The 15,453-nt window shown below is 47.2% G+C and carries 17 protein-coding genes; 3 read left to right on the plus strand and 14 right to left on the minus strand.

The genetic code is table 11. The features are described 5' to 3' along the window. Window positions 1-241: 241 nt before the first annotated feature. From EJO50_RS12700 to EJO50_RS12710, 3 genes are read right to left on the minus strand one after another with little or no spacing between them, the layout of a single operon-like run. Window positions 242-985 (minus strand): TlyA family RNA methyltransferase, encoded by a 744-nt coding sequence (locus EJO50_RS12700; RefSeq protein WP_125974719.1) that lies wholly within the window; start codon window positions 983-985, stop codon window positions 242-244. Then, complete coding sequence (locus EJO50_RS12705; RefSeq protein ID WP_164521504.1) at window positions 985-1,284, minus strand: MliC family protein; 300 nt, start codon at window positions 1,282-1,284, stop codon at window positions 985-987. The genes EJO50_RS12700 and EJO50_RS12705 overlap by 1 nt, the downstream gene beginning before the upstream one ends. Then, window positions 1,284-2,015 carry a pseudouridine synthase gene (locus tag EJO50_RS12710; RefSeq protein ID WP_125974723.1) on the minus strand — a complete coding sequence of 244 codons (732 nt, stop codon included), beginning with the start codon at window positions 2,013-2,015 and terminating at the stop codon, window positions 1,284-1,286. The genes EJO50_RS12705 and EJO50_RS12710 overlap by 1 nt, the downstream gene beginning before the upstream one ends. A 185-nt stretch (window positions 2,016-2,200) precedes the next feature. On the opposite strand from EJO50_RS12710, the gene EJO50_RS12715 reads away from it, so the two are divergent. Continuing rightward, the gene (locus EJO50_RS12715; protein ID WP_125974725.1) at window positions 2,201-2,575 is read left to right on the plus strand and encodes a SirB2 family protein; all 375 of its coding nucleotides are present in this window, start codon (window positions 2,201-2,203) and stop codon (window positions 2,573-2,575) included. 270 nt (window positions 2,576-2,845) lie between these two features. On the opposite strand, the gene moaC is transcribed toward EJO50_RS12715, so the two are convergent. From moaC to EJO50_RS12770, 11 genes are all read right to left on the minus strand, one after another. Then, window positions 2,846-3,973, minus strand: coding sequence for a cyclic pyranopterin monophosphate synthase MoaC (gene moaC, locus EJO50_RS17845; RefSeq protein WP_125974727.1), 1,128 nt, complete (start codon window positions 3,971-3,973; stop codon window positions 2,846-2,848). Between the two features lies 1 nt (window position 3,974). Beyond that, window positions 3,975-4,439, minus strand: a complete 465-nt coding sequence (gene moaE, locus EJO50_RS12725) for a molybdopterin synthase catalytic subunit MoaE (protein ID WP_125974729.1) — start codon at window positions 4,437-4,439, stop codon at window positions 3,975-3,977. After that, entirely contained in the window at window positions 4,439-4,684 is a 246-nt protein-coding gene (locus tag EJO50_RS12730) for a MoaD/ThiS family protein (RefSeq protein ID WP_125974731.1), read from the minus strand. Before EJO50_RS12730 ends, moaE begins: the two co-directional genes overlap by 1 nt. A gap of 234 nt (window positions 4,685-4,918) precedes the next feature. Further along, entirely contained in the window at window positions 4,919-5,614 is a 696-nt protein-coding gene (locus tag EJO50_RS12735; RefSeq protein ID WP_125974732.1) for a DUF4197 domain-containing protein, read from the minus strand. 67 nt (window positions 5,615-5,681) lie between these two features. Then, window positions 5,682-6,878: a molybdopterin molybdotransferase MoeA gene (locus EJO50_RS12740; protein WP_233702075.1), complete on the minus strand. Its 1,197-nt coding sequence runs from the start codon at window positions 6,876-6,878 to the stop codon at window positions 5,682-5,684. Next, window positions 6,850-7,347: a molybdopterin-guanine dinucleotide biosynthesis protein B gene (gene mobB, locus EJO50_RS12745; protein WP_233702077.1), complete on the minus strand. Its 498-nt coding sequence runs from the start codon at window positions 7,345-7,347 to the stop codon at window positions 6,850-6,852. The genes EJO50_RS12740 and mobB overlap by 29 nt, the downstream gene beginning before the upstream one ends. Next, a complete protein-coding gene (locus EJO50_RS12750; RefSeq protein ID WP_125974734.1) occupies window positions 7,348-8,016 on the minus strand; it encodes a carbonic anhydrase in 669 nt (222 codons plus the stop codon). A gap of 208 nt (window positions 8,017-8,224) precedes the next feature. Continuing rightward, complete coding sequence (locus tag EJO50_RS12755) at window positions 8,225-8,971, minus strand: peptidylprolyl isomerase (protein ID WP_233702078.1); 747 nt, start codon at window positions 8,969-8,971, stop codon at window positions 8,225-8,227. A gap of 103 nt (window positions 8,972-9,074) precedes the next feature. Beyond that, on the minus strand, window positions 9,075-9,809 hold the full coding sequence (locus EJO50_RS12760; RefSeq protein ID WP_125974736.1) for an oxygen-binding di-iron domain-containing protein: 735 nt from the start codon (window positions 9,807-9,809) through the stop codon (window positions 9,075-9,077). Then, complete coding sequence (locus EJO50_RS12765; protein WP_125974738.1) at window positions 9,806-10,399, minus strand: hypothetical protein; 594 nt, start codon at window positions 10,397-10,399, stop codon at window positions 9,806-9,808. The genes EJO50_RS12760 and EJO50_RS12765 overlap by 4 nt, the downstream gene beginning before the upstream one ends. A 318-nt stretch (window positions 10,400-10,717) precedes the next feature. Continuing rightward, window positions 10,718-12,529 carry a TolC family outer membrane protein gene (locus tag EJO50_RS12770; RefSeq protein ID WP_125974740.1) on the minus strand — a complete coding sequence of 604 codons (1,812 nt, stop codon included), beginning with the start codon at window positions 12,527-12,529 and terminating at the stop codon, window positions 10,718-10,720. Window positions 12,530-12,724: 195 nt separating this feature from the next. On the opposite strand from EJO50_RS12770, the gene EJO50_RS12775 reads away from it, so the two are divergent. Further along, entirely contained in the window at window positions 12,725-13,408 is a 684-nt protein-coding gene (locus EJO50_RS12775) for a transglutaminase-like cysteine peptidase (protein WP_125974742.1), read from the plus strand. 96 nt (window positions 13,409-13,504) lie between these two features. Further along, entirely contained in the window at window positions 13,505-15,424 is a 1,920-nt protein-coding gene (locus EJO50_RS12780; RefSeq protein ID WP_125974744.1) for a bifunctional diguanylate cyclase/phosphodiesterase, read from the plus strand. Window positions 15,425-15,453: the final 29 nt, after the last annotated feature.

Raw genomic sequence — 15,453 nt, forward strand, 5'->3', positions numbered from 1 at the left:
AGAAGAGGTACACACCTACAGATGAGGGCTTCTTATCAGAATGGATATACGAAATACTATTTATCTATTCAGGTTTAATGAGTAAATAATATTTGTATAAAGGAAGCGTTAATTGAAGTGACCATTCCCGAGTGCTTTTGGGACGCTGAATTTCCAGCTACACAAGCACAGCAGAACAAACTGAATCTTTCTTAACAAAAGTAACTTTTGTTAAGAAAATCCATAGGCAGATCAGTGTTATTTACACGGCAAGAGCATGAATAAAAAACTCACGATTGCCATCGCCGCCTGTGATGGGGCTGGTGAAGTAATTTTGGACTGTAAATCCAGCCGCAATGGCGGCTGTTTTTATTTTGTCTTCAACTTGAACATAAAGACTTTCATCTTTAACAATGCCGCCACGGGCAATGCCGGCTTTGCCTACTTCAAACTGAGGCTTCACCAAAAACAGCAGCGTAGCCTGCGGCTGCAGCATGGCGCGCAGAGCAGGCAAAATAAGGGTAAGCGAGATAAACGACACATCTCCCACAATCAGCTGCAGCGGCCCGTCCTGCACCCCGGCAATCAGCTCTGGCACCAGATGGCGGGCATTAACACCTTCAAACTGCACCACTCTGGCATCATTAAGCAGCCTTGGGTGAAGCTGGCCGTGGCCTACTTCCACACCAATCACTTTGCGTGCACCTGCCTGCAACAGGCAATCGGTAAAGCCGCCGGTAGAAATCCCCACATCCAGCACCTGCCAGCCCGCCACATCCAATCCGGCCTGCGCTAATGCCCCCGCCAGCTTAAACCCGCCACGGGAAACAAAACGATCACTCTCGTCACGAGCCACCGAGAGGGGCTGATCTTTATCCAGCTTAAGGCTAGCCTTGCTTAGCACCTTGCCAGCGCAGCTCACCCGGCCAGCAGCGATCATGCCTTGCGCAGCAGTGCGGGAAGGGGCCAGCCCCTGCTCTACCAATAGAACATCAACACGCAACATTAATGTACCGATTTCTTTTGGCAATCTTTAGCAACAACAACGGCATTACGCTCTAAAAAACTATTACTGCCCTTGGTCCACCACAGCCACTGGCCATCCCCCCATGCCGCACCACTGGCCGTACGCTGCTCATCCAGATCGTAAATCCGGCCATCAAAACGTAAACGCACCTGCGCCATATCGGCACTTGAGGTAACGTAAAACGACTTGCCACTTTTGCATTGATAGGGGCCGGTTATTTCATTGGGCGTAGCGTAAGCCATGCCGCTGAGCAAAACAAAGACCAGTGCGCGCAGCATTAGAATTTCTCCGTAGCCGATAAATAGCGCCATTTACCCGGCGGTAAATCACCCAGCAGTACGCGCCCAATACGAATACGCTTTAAGCCAACGACTTCCAGACCAACTAATTCGCACATACGGCGAATCTGGCGCTTTTTACCTTCACGTAGAATAAAGCGCAGCTGATTTTCATTTTGCCAGCTGACGCGAGCGGGTTTCAGCGCTTTCCCATCCAGGCTCAAACCATGATTAAGCTTTTTCATACCATCGCTGCTTAGCTGCCCGGAAACACGCACCAGATATTCTTTTTCAACATTCGAGTTTTCGCCAATCAGTGTCTTGGCCACCACGCCGTCCTGTGTCAGTACCAAAAGACCTACCGAATCGATATCCAGACGCCCTGCAGGAGCCAGATCACGCATATGCGGCGGTACAAAGCGAATACCGCTGGTATCCCCTTCCCAGTGATTATCCGGCACCACCAGCGCAACAGCGGGGGTATAGCCTTTTTCCGCCTGCCCGGACACATAGCCCACCGGCTTATTCACAAGAATGGTCACTCGCCCGGCCTGGGTGGCCTTAGCTGCAGGCTCCAGGCTCACCACCTGGCTCGGCAAAACTTTGCTGCCCAATACATCCACCACCACGCCATCGACCTTTACCCAGCCCTTGGCAATATATTCATCGGCCTCACGGCGCGAGCAAAGGCCCAGTTCGGCTAAGCGCTTTGATAAGCGTAATTCTTCCATAAACCCTTTATCCTTTCATTCTACTAACCCGCCTGGCTAAAATACCCGGCAGGCAAGCTTTGACTTTAATGGCTGCAATGATGAAACAATTCATTGCAGTCAAAGCCAATGAATCACAGTACTCAACGTTAACAGAAGCCATTAAGATACAGAACTGACCATTTTCGCACGAGAGAGCCCTTCCCATGGAATATCTTGCTGTAAAACATTTGCATATGCTGCTTATTACCCTGTCGCTGGGGCTATTTCTGCTGCGGGGAGGATTAATGCTGGCTGAATCGCCACGCTTGCAGCAGCGTTTTTTCCGTATTACACCGCATATCATTGATACAGCACTTTTGATCAGCGGTATCAGCCTGGCAATGATATATCCCGGCCCCAAAACATGGCTGGCAGCCAAGATAGCCGGGCTGCTGCTTTATATTATTCTTGGAACGATCGCGCTTAAACGGGGCAGAACCAAAACCATCCGCAGCGGCGCCCTGATCGCTTCAGTGCTAGTCTTTGCCTATATGATTGGCGTGGCATTCAGTAAAAGTGCTTTGCTGGGATTAATTTAATTCAGGCAATAAATGCCCTTACCAAAGGCTCTTGGTAAATCGCAGCTTAAAAGCCTGGTGTGCTCAATTTGCTTTATACCAGGATCCTAGATTGCAGGAATGAGTGTGAGATGCCGCGATCAACCCAACCGGTTATCAGAATCAAAGCATGCTGTAACCGCCTGCGCTGCCTCATGCTCCGAGGACAAAAAACGGGGCTGCGATTTCCGTGCCCCGTTCTGTCTTTAGCGTTTGCCCCTAAATCATTTTATCCAATGTCATAGGGTGGCATTAAATTATATGGCTGGCCTGCCAATGCCCCGATTTGCCACCTTGTTTCTCCAGCAAACGAATCTGCGACATAATCATGCCGCGATCTACAGCCTTGCACATATCGTAAATGGTAAGAAGTGCAATATTGAGTGCCGTCAGCGCCTCCATTTCTACCCCTGTGCGCCCGACCGTTTCAGCCGTCACCTCGCAGCGAACCAGGCTACCTGCCCGATCAATAATAAAATCAACGCTCACACTGGTCAGCGGAACCGGATGACAAAGCGGGATTAAATCTGCAGTACGTTTAGACGCCATAATGGCCGCAATTCTGGCCACTCCCAAGACATCGCCTTTTTTATGACTACCTGTTTCAATTAAGTGCAAGGTGGTAGGCAGCATACGGATTTCACCTACAGCACGGGCTACGCGATGGCTGTCTACCTTGCTGCCCACATCCACCATATGTGCTTCGCCATTAGCATTAAAATGTGTCAGGCCCGATGCCGGGGCTTCTTGTGTTTGATCAGTTGCTCGATAAGGCATAGGAATAGTGTCGACTCCGGACAAACGGGCCGCACACACAGCCAGATCATCTTGGGTATTTAAATTTGGAAAAGCCAGCTCTGGGAAATCAACATACTGCTGCTTCAGACTTTCCTGCCAGGCAGATAATTTAAGTTCTTGCCGGGATAATCTATCCATTAAAGAAGCCAAAACCTCATGCCTCAGCATACAGATTGTCGGATGAATTTGCCCATCCGGGGTGCGGGCAACCACAACCTCTGTTTCACCCTGCTCTAACTGTGCCAGTAGTTTTTCAACCAGATCGGCGGGTAAAAAAGGTACGTCACAGGGAAGAACCAGCAGGTATTGTGAAGGAGAAGCCAGTAAAGCGGAATGAATGCCAGCTAAAGGGCCGGGGTGACCAGGATAAACATCTCGTAAAACGGGCGAGCCAAAGCGGGCGTAATCAGGCAAATTGCGATTGGCCGAGATCAGAATATGATCCACAAGCCGGGTCTGCCGGGATAAGGCCTCCAAACTCCATTCAACCAGAGGTTTGCCGGAAAGCTCCACCAGGCCTTTATCACGCCCTCCCATGCGACGCCCTTCACCACCTGCCAGAATGACCGCATCCAAAATCATCTTAAACCACCTTCAAGTACTGCCAGCGATCAAGCGCGCTCTGGTCGCTCTCTCGTGCATCTACCCATTGCAGGCAAGCACCATTTCCTTCTTTTTTCCAGAAAGGCGCCTGAGTTTTTAGAAAATCCATAATAAAGGCATTTGATTCATAAGCAGCCAGGCGGTGAGCCGAAGCAGTCAGCACCAGCACAATTTGTTCCGCCGCCTGCAAATCACCCACCCGGTGGATGACAGTCACGGCTTGCAAGGGCCAGTAGCCACATGCTTGATCGACAATACCTGCCAGCGATTTTTCTGTCATACCCGGATAATGCTCAAGGCTCATCGCAGTAACGCTTTGATCCAGATCCCTCACCCGCCCAACAAAAGCAACAACCGCCCCCACTGCCGCATTGCCATCAAAGCGGGCATATTCTGCAGCAAAATCAAAATCTGCACTTTGTACCTGGATCCGGATATCGGCCATTATCCCCCCGTCACCGGTGGAAAAATCGCCACTTCGGCCTCCACAGGAATCTTATCTTCCAGACTCGCCATTTCCTGATTAATCGCGACACGAAACACCTTGCCTGCCGACAGCTCATCAGCCCAAACACCACCACGTGCTGCTAAAACAGTAATCAACTCGGCAATTGTTGCAGGTGCAGACAGCACTTCCTCACTACAACCAAAAACATCCCGTAACCGGGCAAAATATAAAACACGAATCATTGATTTTTGCCTAAAGAACAAGCACTTTGTTTAAATGGAAATATTTCTAAAAACCGTAGCAGACTAATAATCTGAATTAATCAACAAGCCTCTGATTAAACAGTAATCTCCAGGTATTTCTGCCAGATTTCTGTTAGAAATCCAGCATCAATACAGGACACTCGCCTGAGCGGAAATAGCAGAATTTTTAAATAAATACCTCAAAAAAACCGTACATTTTTTATGTATTTATCATTAATCACTCAATAAACCAAATGTTTTTTTAGCCAGTTTCCCTACGGCAGCCAAGGGGTCTTGGCGGATTGCTCGCTCTTCTTCGGCAATCACCAGATAGAGGCCATCCAGTGCTTTACGTGTTACGTATTGCTCTACTGTCGAATCTTCCGCTTTAACCATCCCAAAACCAGCGGCTTTACCCGCCAGGCGATTATATTGCTCAGCTAATTGCAACTTTGAAGTAGTTTGCCTCACTACTGGTAAAAATTGCTCTGTAAGCGGCGCCTGGCTTGCCTGTTTGAAATATTGTGTAGCCGCATCATCACTGCCAAGCAGAATATTCTTTGCGTCCTGCACACTCATTTTCTTAATCGCGTTAATCAGCAATTGCTTGGCCCTTGGCACGGCGGCTTCTGCAGCCCGATTCATTGACGTTTGTAATTCATCCAGGGGCTGCCCCATACCCAAAGTACGTAGTACGGGTTCAGCCTTTCGCATTGCATCTGGCAGCGGAATCCTTACTTTATCATTGGCAAGAAAACCATCTGTTTTACTCAGCTGCAAGCTTGCGTTGATCACGCCCTGCAGCAGCGCTTCTTTTAAACCACCTAAGGCATCACGCTCAGAAAGTAAATCAAACCCGCTTGCAAAAACAGGTAATGCAATAATGCAAAGTAAGCTAAGCAATAGGCTGCGCCGAATGTTTGCTTTCATATTGTTATTCCATAATTAACTCAAGTCTTACTTAAATCCAATCAATTACAGCATAGCATTAATTAACTCATTCAATGCATGCTGCATAGGGAATAAAAGTAACCGTATCACCAAGGCTAATTGTTTCACCTATAGCAATATCTACCAGGCCTGTCGCCCAAACCAGAGAGGTTAATACCCCCGAGCCCTGATGTGGATAAATCTCCACCTGCCCGGCCGAATTTAATCGGCCACGCAAAAACTCACGGCGATGACCTGCTTTTTTCCATTCAAACGCGGCGCTTAGCTTAAAGCGGGGAGGAGCTGTATTCAGGCTCCCCATGCGGGCTAATAAAAATGGGCGCACCAGTAATAAAAAGGTAACGAAACTGGAAACAGGATTACCCGGTAAGCCAATAAAATCACACCCGGCAATTTGCCCATATGCAAAAGGCTTTCCCGGTTTAATTGCGATTTTCCATAAATTTAAACTGCCCAGCTGCTCTACAGCGGCTTTAACATGATCTTCTTCGCCTACCGACACCCCTCCCGAAGTGATCAGAACATCATGCTCCTGAGCCGCCTGCCACAAAACATCCTTGGTTAACTTGGCGTCATCAGGAACAATACCCAGGTCAGTGACCGTGTAATCCTCCAATAAAGCCGTAATGGCATAGCGATTAGAGTTATAAATTTTCCCGGCGGTCAGCGGCTGCCCTGGCTCCACCAGCTCGTCTCCCGTCGAAAGCAAGGCAATCTTTAGCGGCCGCTTTACCAGCAGTTTTTCCATACCAATGGACGCTGCTAAACCAATTGCGGCGGCACTTAAACGTGTTCCGGCGGGCAAAATCACAGCACCGGCCTGAATATCCTCACCCCGCAGGCGAATATTGGCACCCGGCTTTACCTTTTGAGTGATATAAACCCGTCCCTCTTCACAGCGACAACTCTCTTGCATCACCACCACATTGGCGCCAGCAGGAATAGGTGCTCCGGTAAAAATTCTGGCCGCATCCCCAAAGCCAAGCGCCTGCCCTACTTCACCTGCAGCAATCCTCTGCACCAGCGCAAAATGTTCAGGCCAAATTTCACCCACATTCAGGGCATAACCATCCATGCCACTGTTATCAAAGGCGGGCACTGCAATCTGTGAAACCACATCTTCAGCCAGAATACGGCCTTTAGCCTGATTTAAAACCAACGTTTCAACGGCAGGTGAAACACGGGCCTGAGCCAGTAATTGGGATAAAGCATGATCAAAATCCAGCATGGCAACTCGCAGCAATAAATGCTGCAATCTCTGCAGCTTGGTTAAGATCGAAAACAGGCAGAGAACTATCCGGCGAACAATCACTGGCAATCGCAATAATGTGCGGGTCCTCTATGGCAGGGTAATCAGTACGACGCACTTCTATTTTGGGAATAGCAGCCATTTTAAAGCCTTCAACCAAAACAAGATCCACCGGTACCAGGCGAGCCAGCAGCTCAGTAAGTGGCTGATCCCCATCATGCAGCAAAGCAAAACCCTGAGGCGAGGCCAACAATACTTCACCTGCACCCGCAGCACGAAAACGTGAAGTGTCTTTGCCTGCCGGCTCAAATTGCACATGATGGTGGGTATGCTTGATGACGCTAACCAAAATCCCCAGCGCAGCCAATTCTGGCAATAGCTTTTCAATCAGAGTGGTTTTGCCACAGCCCGACCAGCCGGCGATTCCCAAGACGTACGGAATATGCGTTTTAATAGCAACCAATTAAATCTCGATTAAAAAATCCTGGGAGGGCAAAGCACTTACCAGCGGTTGAAATTGCCCGCTTTCTCTATTAAAGCCAAGTAAGGCGCCGTGTTCAAAATCAAAAAACCAGCCATGCAAACTAAGAGCGTCCATACCTAAGCGCGCCTTAATCCATGGAAAAGTTTCCAGATTATTTAAAGAATCCCGAATGGCTTCCAGCTCACAAGCACGGTAACGGGCCGCCTGATCACCATCTGGCAACTGCTGTAAAACACGCTCTTTTGCTTTGCTGGCGATATGAATCCAGCGCCCCAAGAAATCATCTTTATCAACAATATCCGCACTATCCATCAACGCTTTAATCCCGCCACAGTGACTATGCCCCAGCACAACAATACGGCTCACATTAAGCACAGTAACAGCGTATTGCAATGCTGCAGATACCCCTTGATTGGTAGTCCCCTGCTCAAAAGGAGGAACCAGATTAGCCACATTGCGAATAATAAACATCTCGCCAGGCGCGCATTGGGTCAAAATAGCAGGGTCAACCCGGGAATCACAGCAGCCTATCAACACGGTCGTTGGTGTCTGGCCTGCACGTAAACGGTCAAACAAAGCGGTTTCGCCAGCAAAATACTGCTGCTGGAAATCGCGAAAACCTTCAATAAACTGATGCAAATCGGCCATAAGGGTTAACCCGTAAAAGAGACGGGCTGATTATCCACCACTCTGAGCTATAAATCGCATTTCCCTGTAAAAATTACATAGAAAATTTGTCAGCTTATGCTCTTTTTATGGATCATCCTCCACTCAAAGCACGTATATATCTGCATCCAAATTGAAAATGGCCAGCATTGCCGGCCATTGATGACTTACACCAAAGCAAACCTAAAAACTATGCCGCCGCCGGCTCTGCAGCTGGCAAAGTGTAACCTTCGATTTTGGCAGCATTCACTAGCGTTTGCAGGTACTGATTCATGGCACGGCGAGTAGCAATATTGCTTAAAAACTCAGCCAGCTTTTCTTTTACTTCGTCAAAAGCAACGGTCGCACCAGCCACTTTCTCGCCCGCACGAATAATATGTAAACCAAACTGAGTTTCTACCAAATCGGCAGCAACTTCACCCGCGTTCAGGCTAAACACAGCATGTTCAAATTCCGGCACCATCTGACCGCGACCAAACTGGCCAAGATCACCGCCCTGCTGGCCTGACGGGCAAGCGGAATGTTCACGGGCCAGCTCTGCAAATTTTCCCGGATTTGCTTTTACGTCAGCTAATACTGCACTAGCCGTTTCACGAATGGCATCCAAAGATACCTCATCACTAGGCTTGAATAAAATATGGCTGCCTTCAACCATTTCGCCACGCACAAAAGATTGCGGATTATTGTCGTAATACTCCTGACAAGCTACCTCATCTGCATCGGTTATTTTGACTTCTGTTTGCAGCAGTAAACCGATGGTTTCTTCCGGAGTAGCGGCCTCAATCGTCAAAGAAGCGGCACGTTGCAACAAGAGTTCACGCAAAATCAACTCTTGAATCGTTGCATCCAACATAGATGGCGCATCTTGATGGTGCTGACTTTCGGCCTCAATCATTGCATCGGTAATTTCAACGCCATTAACAGTGATACTCATCATATTCCTTGAAGGCTGGTTAAGAAACTGAAATGGGGGCTGAATTCGCAATTTCCAGCCCCCTGATCAAATTCCTTTCCTGCCTTTAAGCTGCACTTGATCGTCATTAAAAAAGCCCTACATGCAGCTCATCAAACCAGTTAATAAAGCGCTCAACATCCTCCCCCACATACACCGATCCATGTTGCGGGCAGATCATATCGATTTTCAAACTGGCGGCTTTTTCACACCACACTCGCTTCGCGCTGTTTGATCCCATCCAGCGCTTATGAAACCCTTCGGCAAATCGAATATGACGGTCAAAATCGCTGACAAATAAATCACTATTACTCTCTGGCAGCAACGCTGCACCTACATCTCCTGAAAATAAAATCTGTGCCTTAAGATCATAAAGATGAAAATTACCCGAAGAATGCAAATAATGGGCAGGAATGGCACTCAAATGCGCACTACCCACCACAATTTCACTCCCCTGATCGGGAATAGACATCATGGTATTCGCCGAGCCACCAAAATGGGGAACAAAAGATGCCCATAAACCAGAGATATGGCATTTCATTTCCGGATTAAACTCTAACCACAGTGCCAAAGAAGAAATTACATCAGGATCCTGATGTGATGAGAAAATACTATGAATGAGCCGAGGATCAATCACCGTACTCACTGCCGAAAACACGGCGGGAAAAACCTCCAGCCCCCCGGGGTCGGTAATAAGAGCTTCACAACCATTGCTGATCACGTATTCGTTGGTATCGATTAAATGACTGGGGCGATCTGGATCACGCGAAATAGCAAACCAGCGATGATCATCCTGCTCAAATAATATTTGTGCTTTTTTCATCTCATCTTCCCTGAAATACGTCGTAGTTCTTCCAGCCTGGGCACAATAGAATCCACTTTTCTAGCGAAATCATTCGATAATTCGGCCAATACATTGGAATGCTCACCCGAATAAGCAGATTCGATCCGGGCTGCCCGTGCAATCACCACTCCAAATACACAAGCTTGATAAGCTTCATCGACATATTCAACAAGGCGCTGATGTACCACACGTAAGCGTTCGGAATAATCATCGGCGGCCTTACGGTTACGTCGCAGCGTTTCTGCGAGATATGTGGCATTTTCAGCAGAGAGCCCCGAAGTCTGAGCCAGCATCTGGTTGCGCCGCTCTTGTGTCATGCTGTGCGACGACTCAGCCAGCATATCCTGGCTTGCATTACTCAACCGGCTCATGCTGCCTTGCAATTGCAAAGATAGCTCACGTAATTCGCCCGAAATGATTCCAAACCCCCGGGCCATCCGCCCAGCCCTTTTGGCCAGTAAAATAGCATTTAAGCCCATTAAATTAATTTCAAAGCAATTCCAAATCACCATCTTGATATTTTCATTAATTAAAACTGTGTTTTGCAATTCAGCAGCGATATCCGCCATGAGCCAATCTCCGCACTGCCCGTCCCTAATAACGAGCCATTTCTTTATAGATCACTAAGTCGTTGGAAAGAAGAGCGAGTGCTAATCAATATAAAAACTGACAAACAACATAAGATCAGCCAAGCTCTATTTATATTTGATTCACAGCTGGGTTAGCTACCATTTTGGAGATGAACCTATAAATTAAAATGGCTAAACATGCAGTTTATTAAACAGGCAGCAGTATCAGACAAAAAAAATGGGCCTTCCGAAGAAGGCCCATTTTTTATAAAGAAAAGACGAAAATACCTAGCCTCATCTTACTTTTCAATCAAAAAATTAGTAGGCTTTACCACTTGTTACTTTCTCTGCCTTAATTTTCCACTGCCCGCCCTGCTTTACCATTTCCAAAGTTTTATGCACCGCATCGGTGTAATCCTTAGACTTATAACTTTGCTCAAAGCTGGCTTCAGCCTGGGTTTCATTAATTTGCTTCAGCTGCATTTTATCCAGCGTAATACTCAGATTGCCCTGTTTAGCGATGCGGCTACGGCGAAATTCTTTCCATTTATCAACACTCATGCCATTGCTTGGCACAAAGCTGTTTGCATAAAACACCAGGTAATCATCAACCCGTTTCTCTGCCCATGCTTTCGACCATTTATCTACCAGATCATTACCAAACTGCACCAGATCTTTGTTAACGGGCGCACTGAGCGCCTCAGGTACCGCAATAGGTGCTAAAGGCGGACGATTAGCCATTACGCCCTCCCTATCCATCACATATGCCTCTGGCATCTCTGCACTACAACGAATACGCTCATCATCCAGCTGACTATCGTCCAGATCTTCCGGTACAGCAGCCTCAAGCGGAGCAAGTTTCAGAGCAGCAAGAATCTGGTGAGTCTGAGTTAAAACGCCCGCTTCCGAAGTTTTTAAATCGTAAACGGCAGCAACAACCGCACGCTTGGCTGTAAATAATTCGTTTTCAGTATCTAAAAGATCCAGCAAAGTGCGCTGACCAATATCAAACTGCTTACGATAGGCATCGCGAGATTTCTCAGTAGAAAGTTGGTGCTGATCAAGGAACTTCATTTGTTCATTCAGCCGGCGTACGTCATTCCAGGCAATTTGCGTAGTTTGGCGAATATCACGACAGGTTTTATCACGTAACTCATAAGCAGAGTTCAGCTTTTCTACCGCGCCACGTATACGTGCGCTGTCACGGCCTCCACTAAATAAGTTGTAATTTAAATTGAGCTGAATCGTACGGTCCTGAAAAGTACCGCTGATATTGTCCCGATCGCGATCAATAGCCTGCCTTGCAACAAGCTCCAGCTTGGGATAATTATTGGATTTACGTGTTTCAGCGTCACTGCGTGCAGAACGGATGTTAGATACAGCAGCCAGAAAACTAGGATTCTGCTTCAAAGCCGTTGCTAAAACAGCACTGCCTTCCTTAGGCAGCGCTGCTCGAAGATCCTGAGCAGGAGCCAAAGTTGCAGCAGGTGCTTCGCCCACAATACGCTGAAAACGTGCAGATACATCGTGTAAATTTGATAAATCTGTCAACCAGTTAGACTCGGCCAAAGCCAAGCGCCCTGAAGCCTGCTCCAGATCGACCCGGCGACCAACACCCGCTTTAACCCGCTCTTCGATCTGGCCTAGAATTTCTTTATGTAGTGCATAGTTATCCTGAGCAAGAGCTACCAATTCGCGATACCGCAACACATCCTGGTACGCACGGACGCTCTCATAAGCAATCTGATCGGACGAAGAAAGTAATTCGTAATAGCGGGTCAGTCTTGCATAGCCTAAGCGCTGAACTTCATTACTTGTAGCAAAGCCATCAAATAGCATTTGGCGCAAAGACAACGTGGCACCGGGATGGTTGAAACCACCGGTATCACCGCTAGGGCGCATTTGCCACTCGCGGCCAGCATAAGCTTGAAAATCTACCTGTGGCAAATAACCTCCACGAGCAGCAGAAACATCCTCAGTAGAAGCACGGAACTCAAACCAGCGAGCACGTAATTCCGGATTGTTTGTAATGGCCCGCTCGGCCGCTTCCTGCAAAGTAGCAGGCGCTGCAGCATGTACTCCCATTGCACTCAATGCCAAAGTAACGGCAAAGCAAAGTTTCAGATTCATATTTTTAATCCCATGTAATTCACAAGTAATATTTTTTATGCACCAGCTAATTGAGCTGGATTATCTTTTTCATAATAACCGACAGGGTAACACCTTACCATTGTTCTTTCTGCCTTTATATTTATAATTGTAAGTTGGACAATTCTGGTGAATTAAACCACTATAAATGAATAGCTTTTAAAACCATCCAGACTGATGCCACAACGCACCTCCCATCACTTACATATAAAAACAGTATGGCTTTTAGCCCTACTGTCTTTCGTATTGCATGCGGCCTCTAACCTTGATTTTGATCGCTTACAAAAATCACTGGTACAGCGCTGGGGACAAATACCTGTTCGTTTATTTAGTGACTGGCAAGTCCTTATTACTGAAGCACGCAATGCCTCTGAAGCCGACAAACTAAAACGCATTAATGATTTTTTTAATCGTCGGGTTCAGTTTAGCGATGACCCCAGCACATGGAATGCCCCCGACTATTGGGCCACCCCGCTAGAAACCATAGGTAAAGGCGCGGGAGATTGCGAGGATTTCGCAATTATTAAATATTTCAGCCTAAAAGAACTAGGAGTTGCCAAAGAAAAACTCCGACTTACTTATGTTAAAGCTAAAATCGGTGGTAGTTCAAGTAATGTCAGCCAAGCACATATGGTCTTAACTTACTACTCAAGTGCGGATGCAGAACCTTTAGTTCTGGATAATTTACTTAACGATATCCGCCCGGCTTCCCGCCGCCCTGATTTAACACCTGTATTTAGCTTTAATAGTGATGGCATTTTTACAGGAGCAGCAGCCCAGCCAACTGGCCCGGTTGATAAATTATCCCGCTGGAAAGATTTAATTACCAAAATGAAAGCAGAAGGATATGAAACAGATTGAGCACTTAGTGTTGTGTGACCCGATAAAGTGCAAACTTATTTAATTCAATGGGCGTTGAAAGTCTGAATAAATGCCCAGCTCTAGCAAGGAAATACCATGTCACTCTTTCGCCAGCTCTGGATGATGATTATTCTGGCTACCCTGGTGGCCTTTATCGGAAGCTTTATTGTAAGCGTTTACACCGCTCGCGGTTATTTAGAGCAACAGCTATTTACTCAAAGTAATGATAATGCGTCGTCTTTAGCACTGTCAATGTCACAGCAAAGCAAAGATCCGGCCACTATTGAGCTCAATGTATCCGCCTTATTTGATACCGGGCACTTTGAATTAATCCGGTTTAGCGACAACCATGGAAAAACACTGGTCGAGCGCAAAAATAACGATAAAGCCGATGGGGTACCTAATTGGTTTGTGCAGACATTCTCCCTACAAATTGCCTTTGGTAAAGCCCAGGTTAGCGATGGCTGGAAGCAGGCTGGCACGGTCACCGTCGTCGCGCACTCACGCTTTGCTTATCAGGCCTTATGGGAAGGAGCAATGCGCCTGTTTGTCTGGATTATTGGTGCAGGCTTGGTCTGTGGTGCGGGCTTACAACTATTGCTGAACTGGGTAAAAAAACCCATCACTCAAATGGTAGAGCAGGCTGAAGCAATTAGTGAACGCCGTTTTATTACTATTCCAGAGCCACGCTATAAAGAATTAAAAAGTGTTGTAAACGCCATGAATACCATGGTTAGCCGCGTTAAGACTATGTTTTCCGAGCAAGCTGCCCGCATTGATGCTCTGCGTAGCGAAGCCAATAGGGATGCCCTTACCCAATTACCTAACCGCAATTTTTTTATGGGACGTTTATCTCAAGCCCTAGAAGATGACGAGGCAGCACCAAACGGAATTTTACTCATTATGCGCCTGCATAATCTGGCAGAAGTAAACCGGCGTTTAGGGCGGGAAAGAGCAGATCAATTTTTGCAAATGGCAGCAGGGCAATTAGCTTCTTTAACAGGCCAAGAACCGGATCGCTTGGTTGCCCGCCTAAATGGCGCAGATTTTGCGTTGCTGGCTCCCGGTTTAGATCGCCAACAAGGCCTCGATTTAGCGAAAGAACTTCACCAGGGCTTGGCAGAGCTTCGCCAGCACGAGCTAACCGATGCGGATGATTTAGCGGCAATTGGCATTGCAACGTATCAACATAATGACAGCATCAGCCAATTATTGGCCGGTACAGATCAAGCGCTTGCCCAAGCTGAAAGCAGTGGAGCCAACGGCACAGGCCATGTCAGCAGTGCCAGCGCAAATCAGGCCCTACCCGCGCAGGACTGGCAACCTTTGCTTCAAAAAGCATTTAAAAATCATAATTTTGAATTAGCTTCGTTTCCGGCAATTTTAATTGATGGCCAACCATTGCATCGCGAATTATTGCTGCGCCTACGCCATCCGGAAACAAAAGAATTACTTACAGCAGGCACATTTATGCCCTTTATTAGCCGACTGGGCATGAGCAGTATTCTGGACCTGGAATCTGTACGGCTTGCCTGCGCGGAACTCAAATTACACGAAGCTCAACTGGCGGTTAACTTAGAAGCTAAATCAATTGCAGATGAGCAATTTATTGAATCGCTGCTTAGCATATTGCAACAACATAAACATTCTGCAAGTCGCCTGTGGTTTGAAGTGAATGAATTTGGTTTTAGAGATGAAATTACCGCACTGGCTAACTTTGCCCAGAAAGTACGCCCATTAGGCTGCAAAATTGGGATTAAACACTTTGGCCGCCATTTCGGCAGTATTCCTCAGCTTTATGAATTGCAGCTTGATTACCTTAAAATTGACGGTAGTTTTATTCAAGCAATTGATCAACATCTGGGTAATCAGAATCTGGTTAAAGCCATTACCGGTATCGCTTCCGGCCATGGTCTACTCACGATTGCCGAACGGGTGCAAACTAAGAATGAATGGGAAATGCTTAAAACACTGGGAATTAACGGCTTAAGTGGCCCAATTGCCAGTGCCCCTTAAATTAATCAACCACAAAAAAGGCCAGCGGT

The organism is Iodobacter ciconiae, from assembly GCF_003952345.1.
GTDB lineage: Bacteria > Pseudomonadota > Gammaproteobacteria > Burkholderiales > Chitinibacteraceae > Iodobacter > Iodobacter ciconiae.

Bases quoted from the DNA above. Each gene is read 5' to 3' on its own strand.
- EJO50_RS12700 (WP_125974719.1), bottom strand. From the start codon at position 985: ATGTTGCGTGTTGATGTTCTATTGGTAGAGCAGGGGCTGGCCCCTTCC.
- EJO50_RS12705 (WP_164521504.1), bottom strand. From the start codon at position 1,284: ATGCTGCGCGCACTGGTCTTTGTTTTGCTCAGCGGCATGGCTTACGCT.
- EJO50_RS12710 (WP_125974723.1), bottom strand. From the start codon at position 2,015: ATGGAAGAATTACGCTTATCAAAGCGCTTAGCCGAACTGGGCCTTTGC.
- EJO50_RS12715 (WP_125974725.1), top strand. From the start codon at position 2,201: ATGGAATATCTTGCTGTAAAACATTTGCATATGCTGCTTATTACCCTG.
- moaC (WP_125974727.1), bottom strand. From the start codon at position 3,973: ATGATTTTGGATGCGGTCATTCTGGCAGGTGGTGAAGGGCGTCGCATG.
- moaE (WP_125974729.1), bottom strand. From the start codon at position 4,439: ATGGCCGATATCCGGATCCAGGTACAAAGTGCAGATTTTGATTTTGCT.
- EJO50_RS12730 (WP_125974731.1), bottom strand. From the start codon at position 4,684: ATGATTCGTGTTTTATATTTTGCCCGGTTACGGGATGTTTTTGGTTGT.
- EJO50_RS12735 (WP_125974732.1), bottom strand. From the start codon at position 5,614: ATGAAAGCAAACATTCGGCGCAGCCTATTGCTTAGCTTACTTTGCATT.
- EJO50_RS12750 (WP_125974734.1), bottom strand. From the start codon at position 8,016: ATGGCCGATTTGCATCAGTTTATTGAAGGTTTTCGCGATTTCCAGCAG.
- EJO50_RS12755 (WP_233702078.1), bottom strand. From the start codon at position 8,971: ATGATGAGTATCACTGTTAATGGCGTTGAAATTACCGATGCAATGATT.
- EJO50_RS12760 (WP_125974736.1), bottom strand. From the start codon at position 9,809: ATGAAAAAAGCACAAATATTATTTGAGCAGGATGATCATCGCTGGTTT.
- EJO50_RS12765 (WP_125974738.1), bottom strand. From the start codon at position 10,399: ATGGCGGATATCGCTGCTGAATTGCAAAACACAGTTTTAATTAATGAA.
- EJO50_RS12770 (WP_125974740.1), bottom strand. From the start codon at position 12,529: ATGAATCTGAAACTTTGCTTTGCCGTTACTTTGGCATTGAGTGCAATG.
- EJO50_RS12775 (WP_125974742.1), top strand. From the start codon at position 12,725: ATGCCACAACGCACCTCCCATCACTTACATATAAAAACAGTATGGCTT.
- EJO50_RS12780 (WP_125974744.1), top strand. From the start codon at position 13,505: ATGTCACTCTTTCGCCAGCTCTGGATGATGATTATTCTGGCTACCCTG.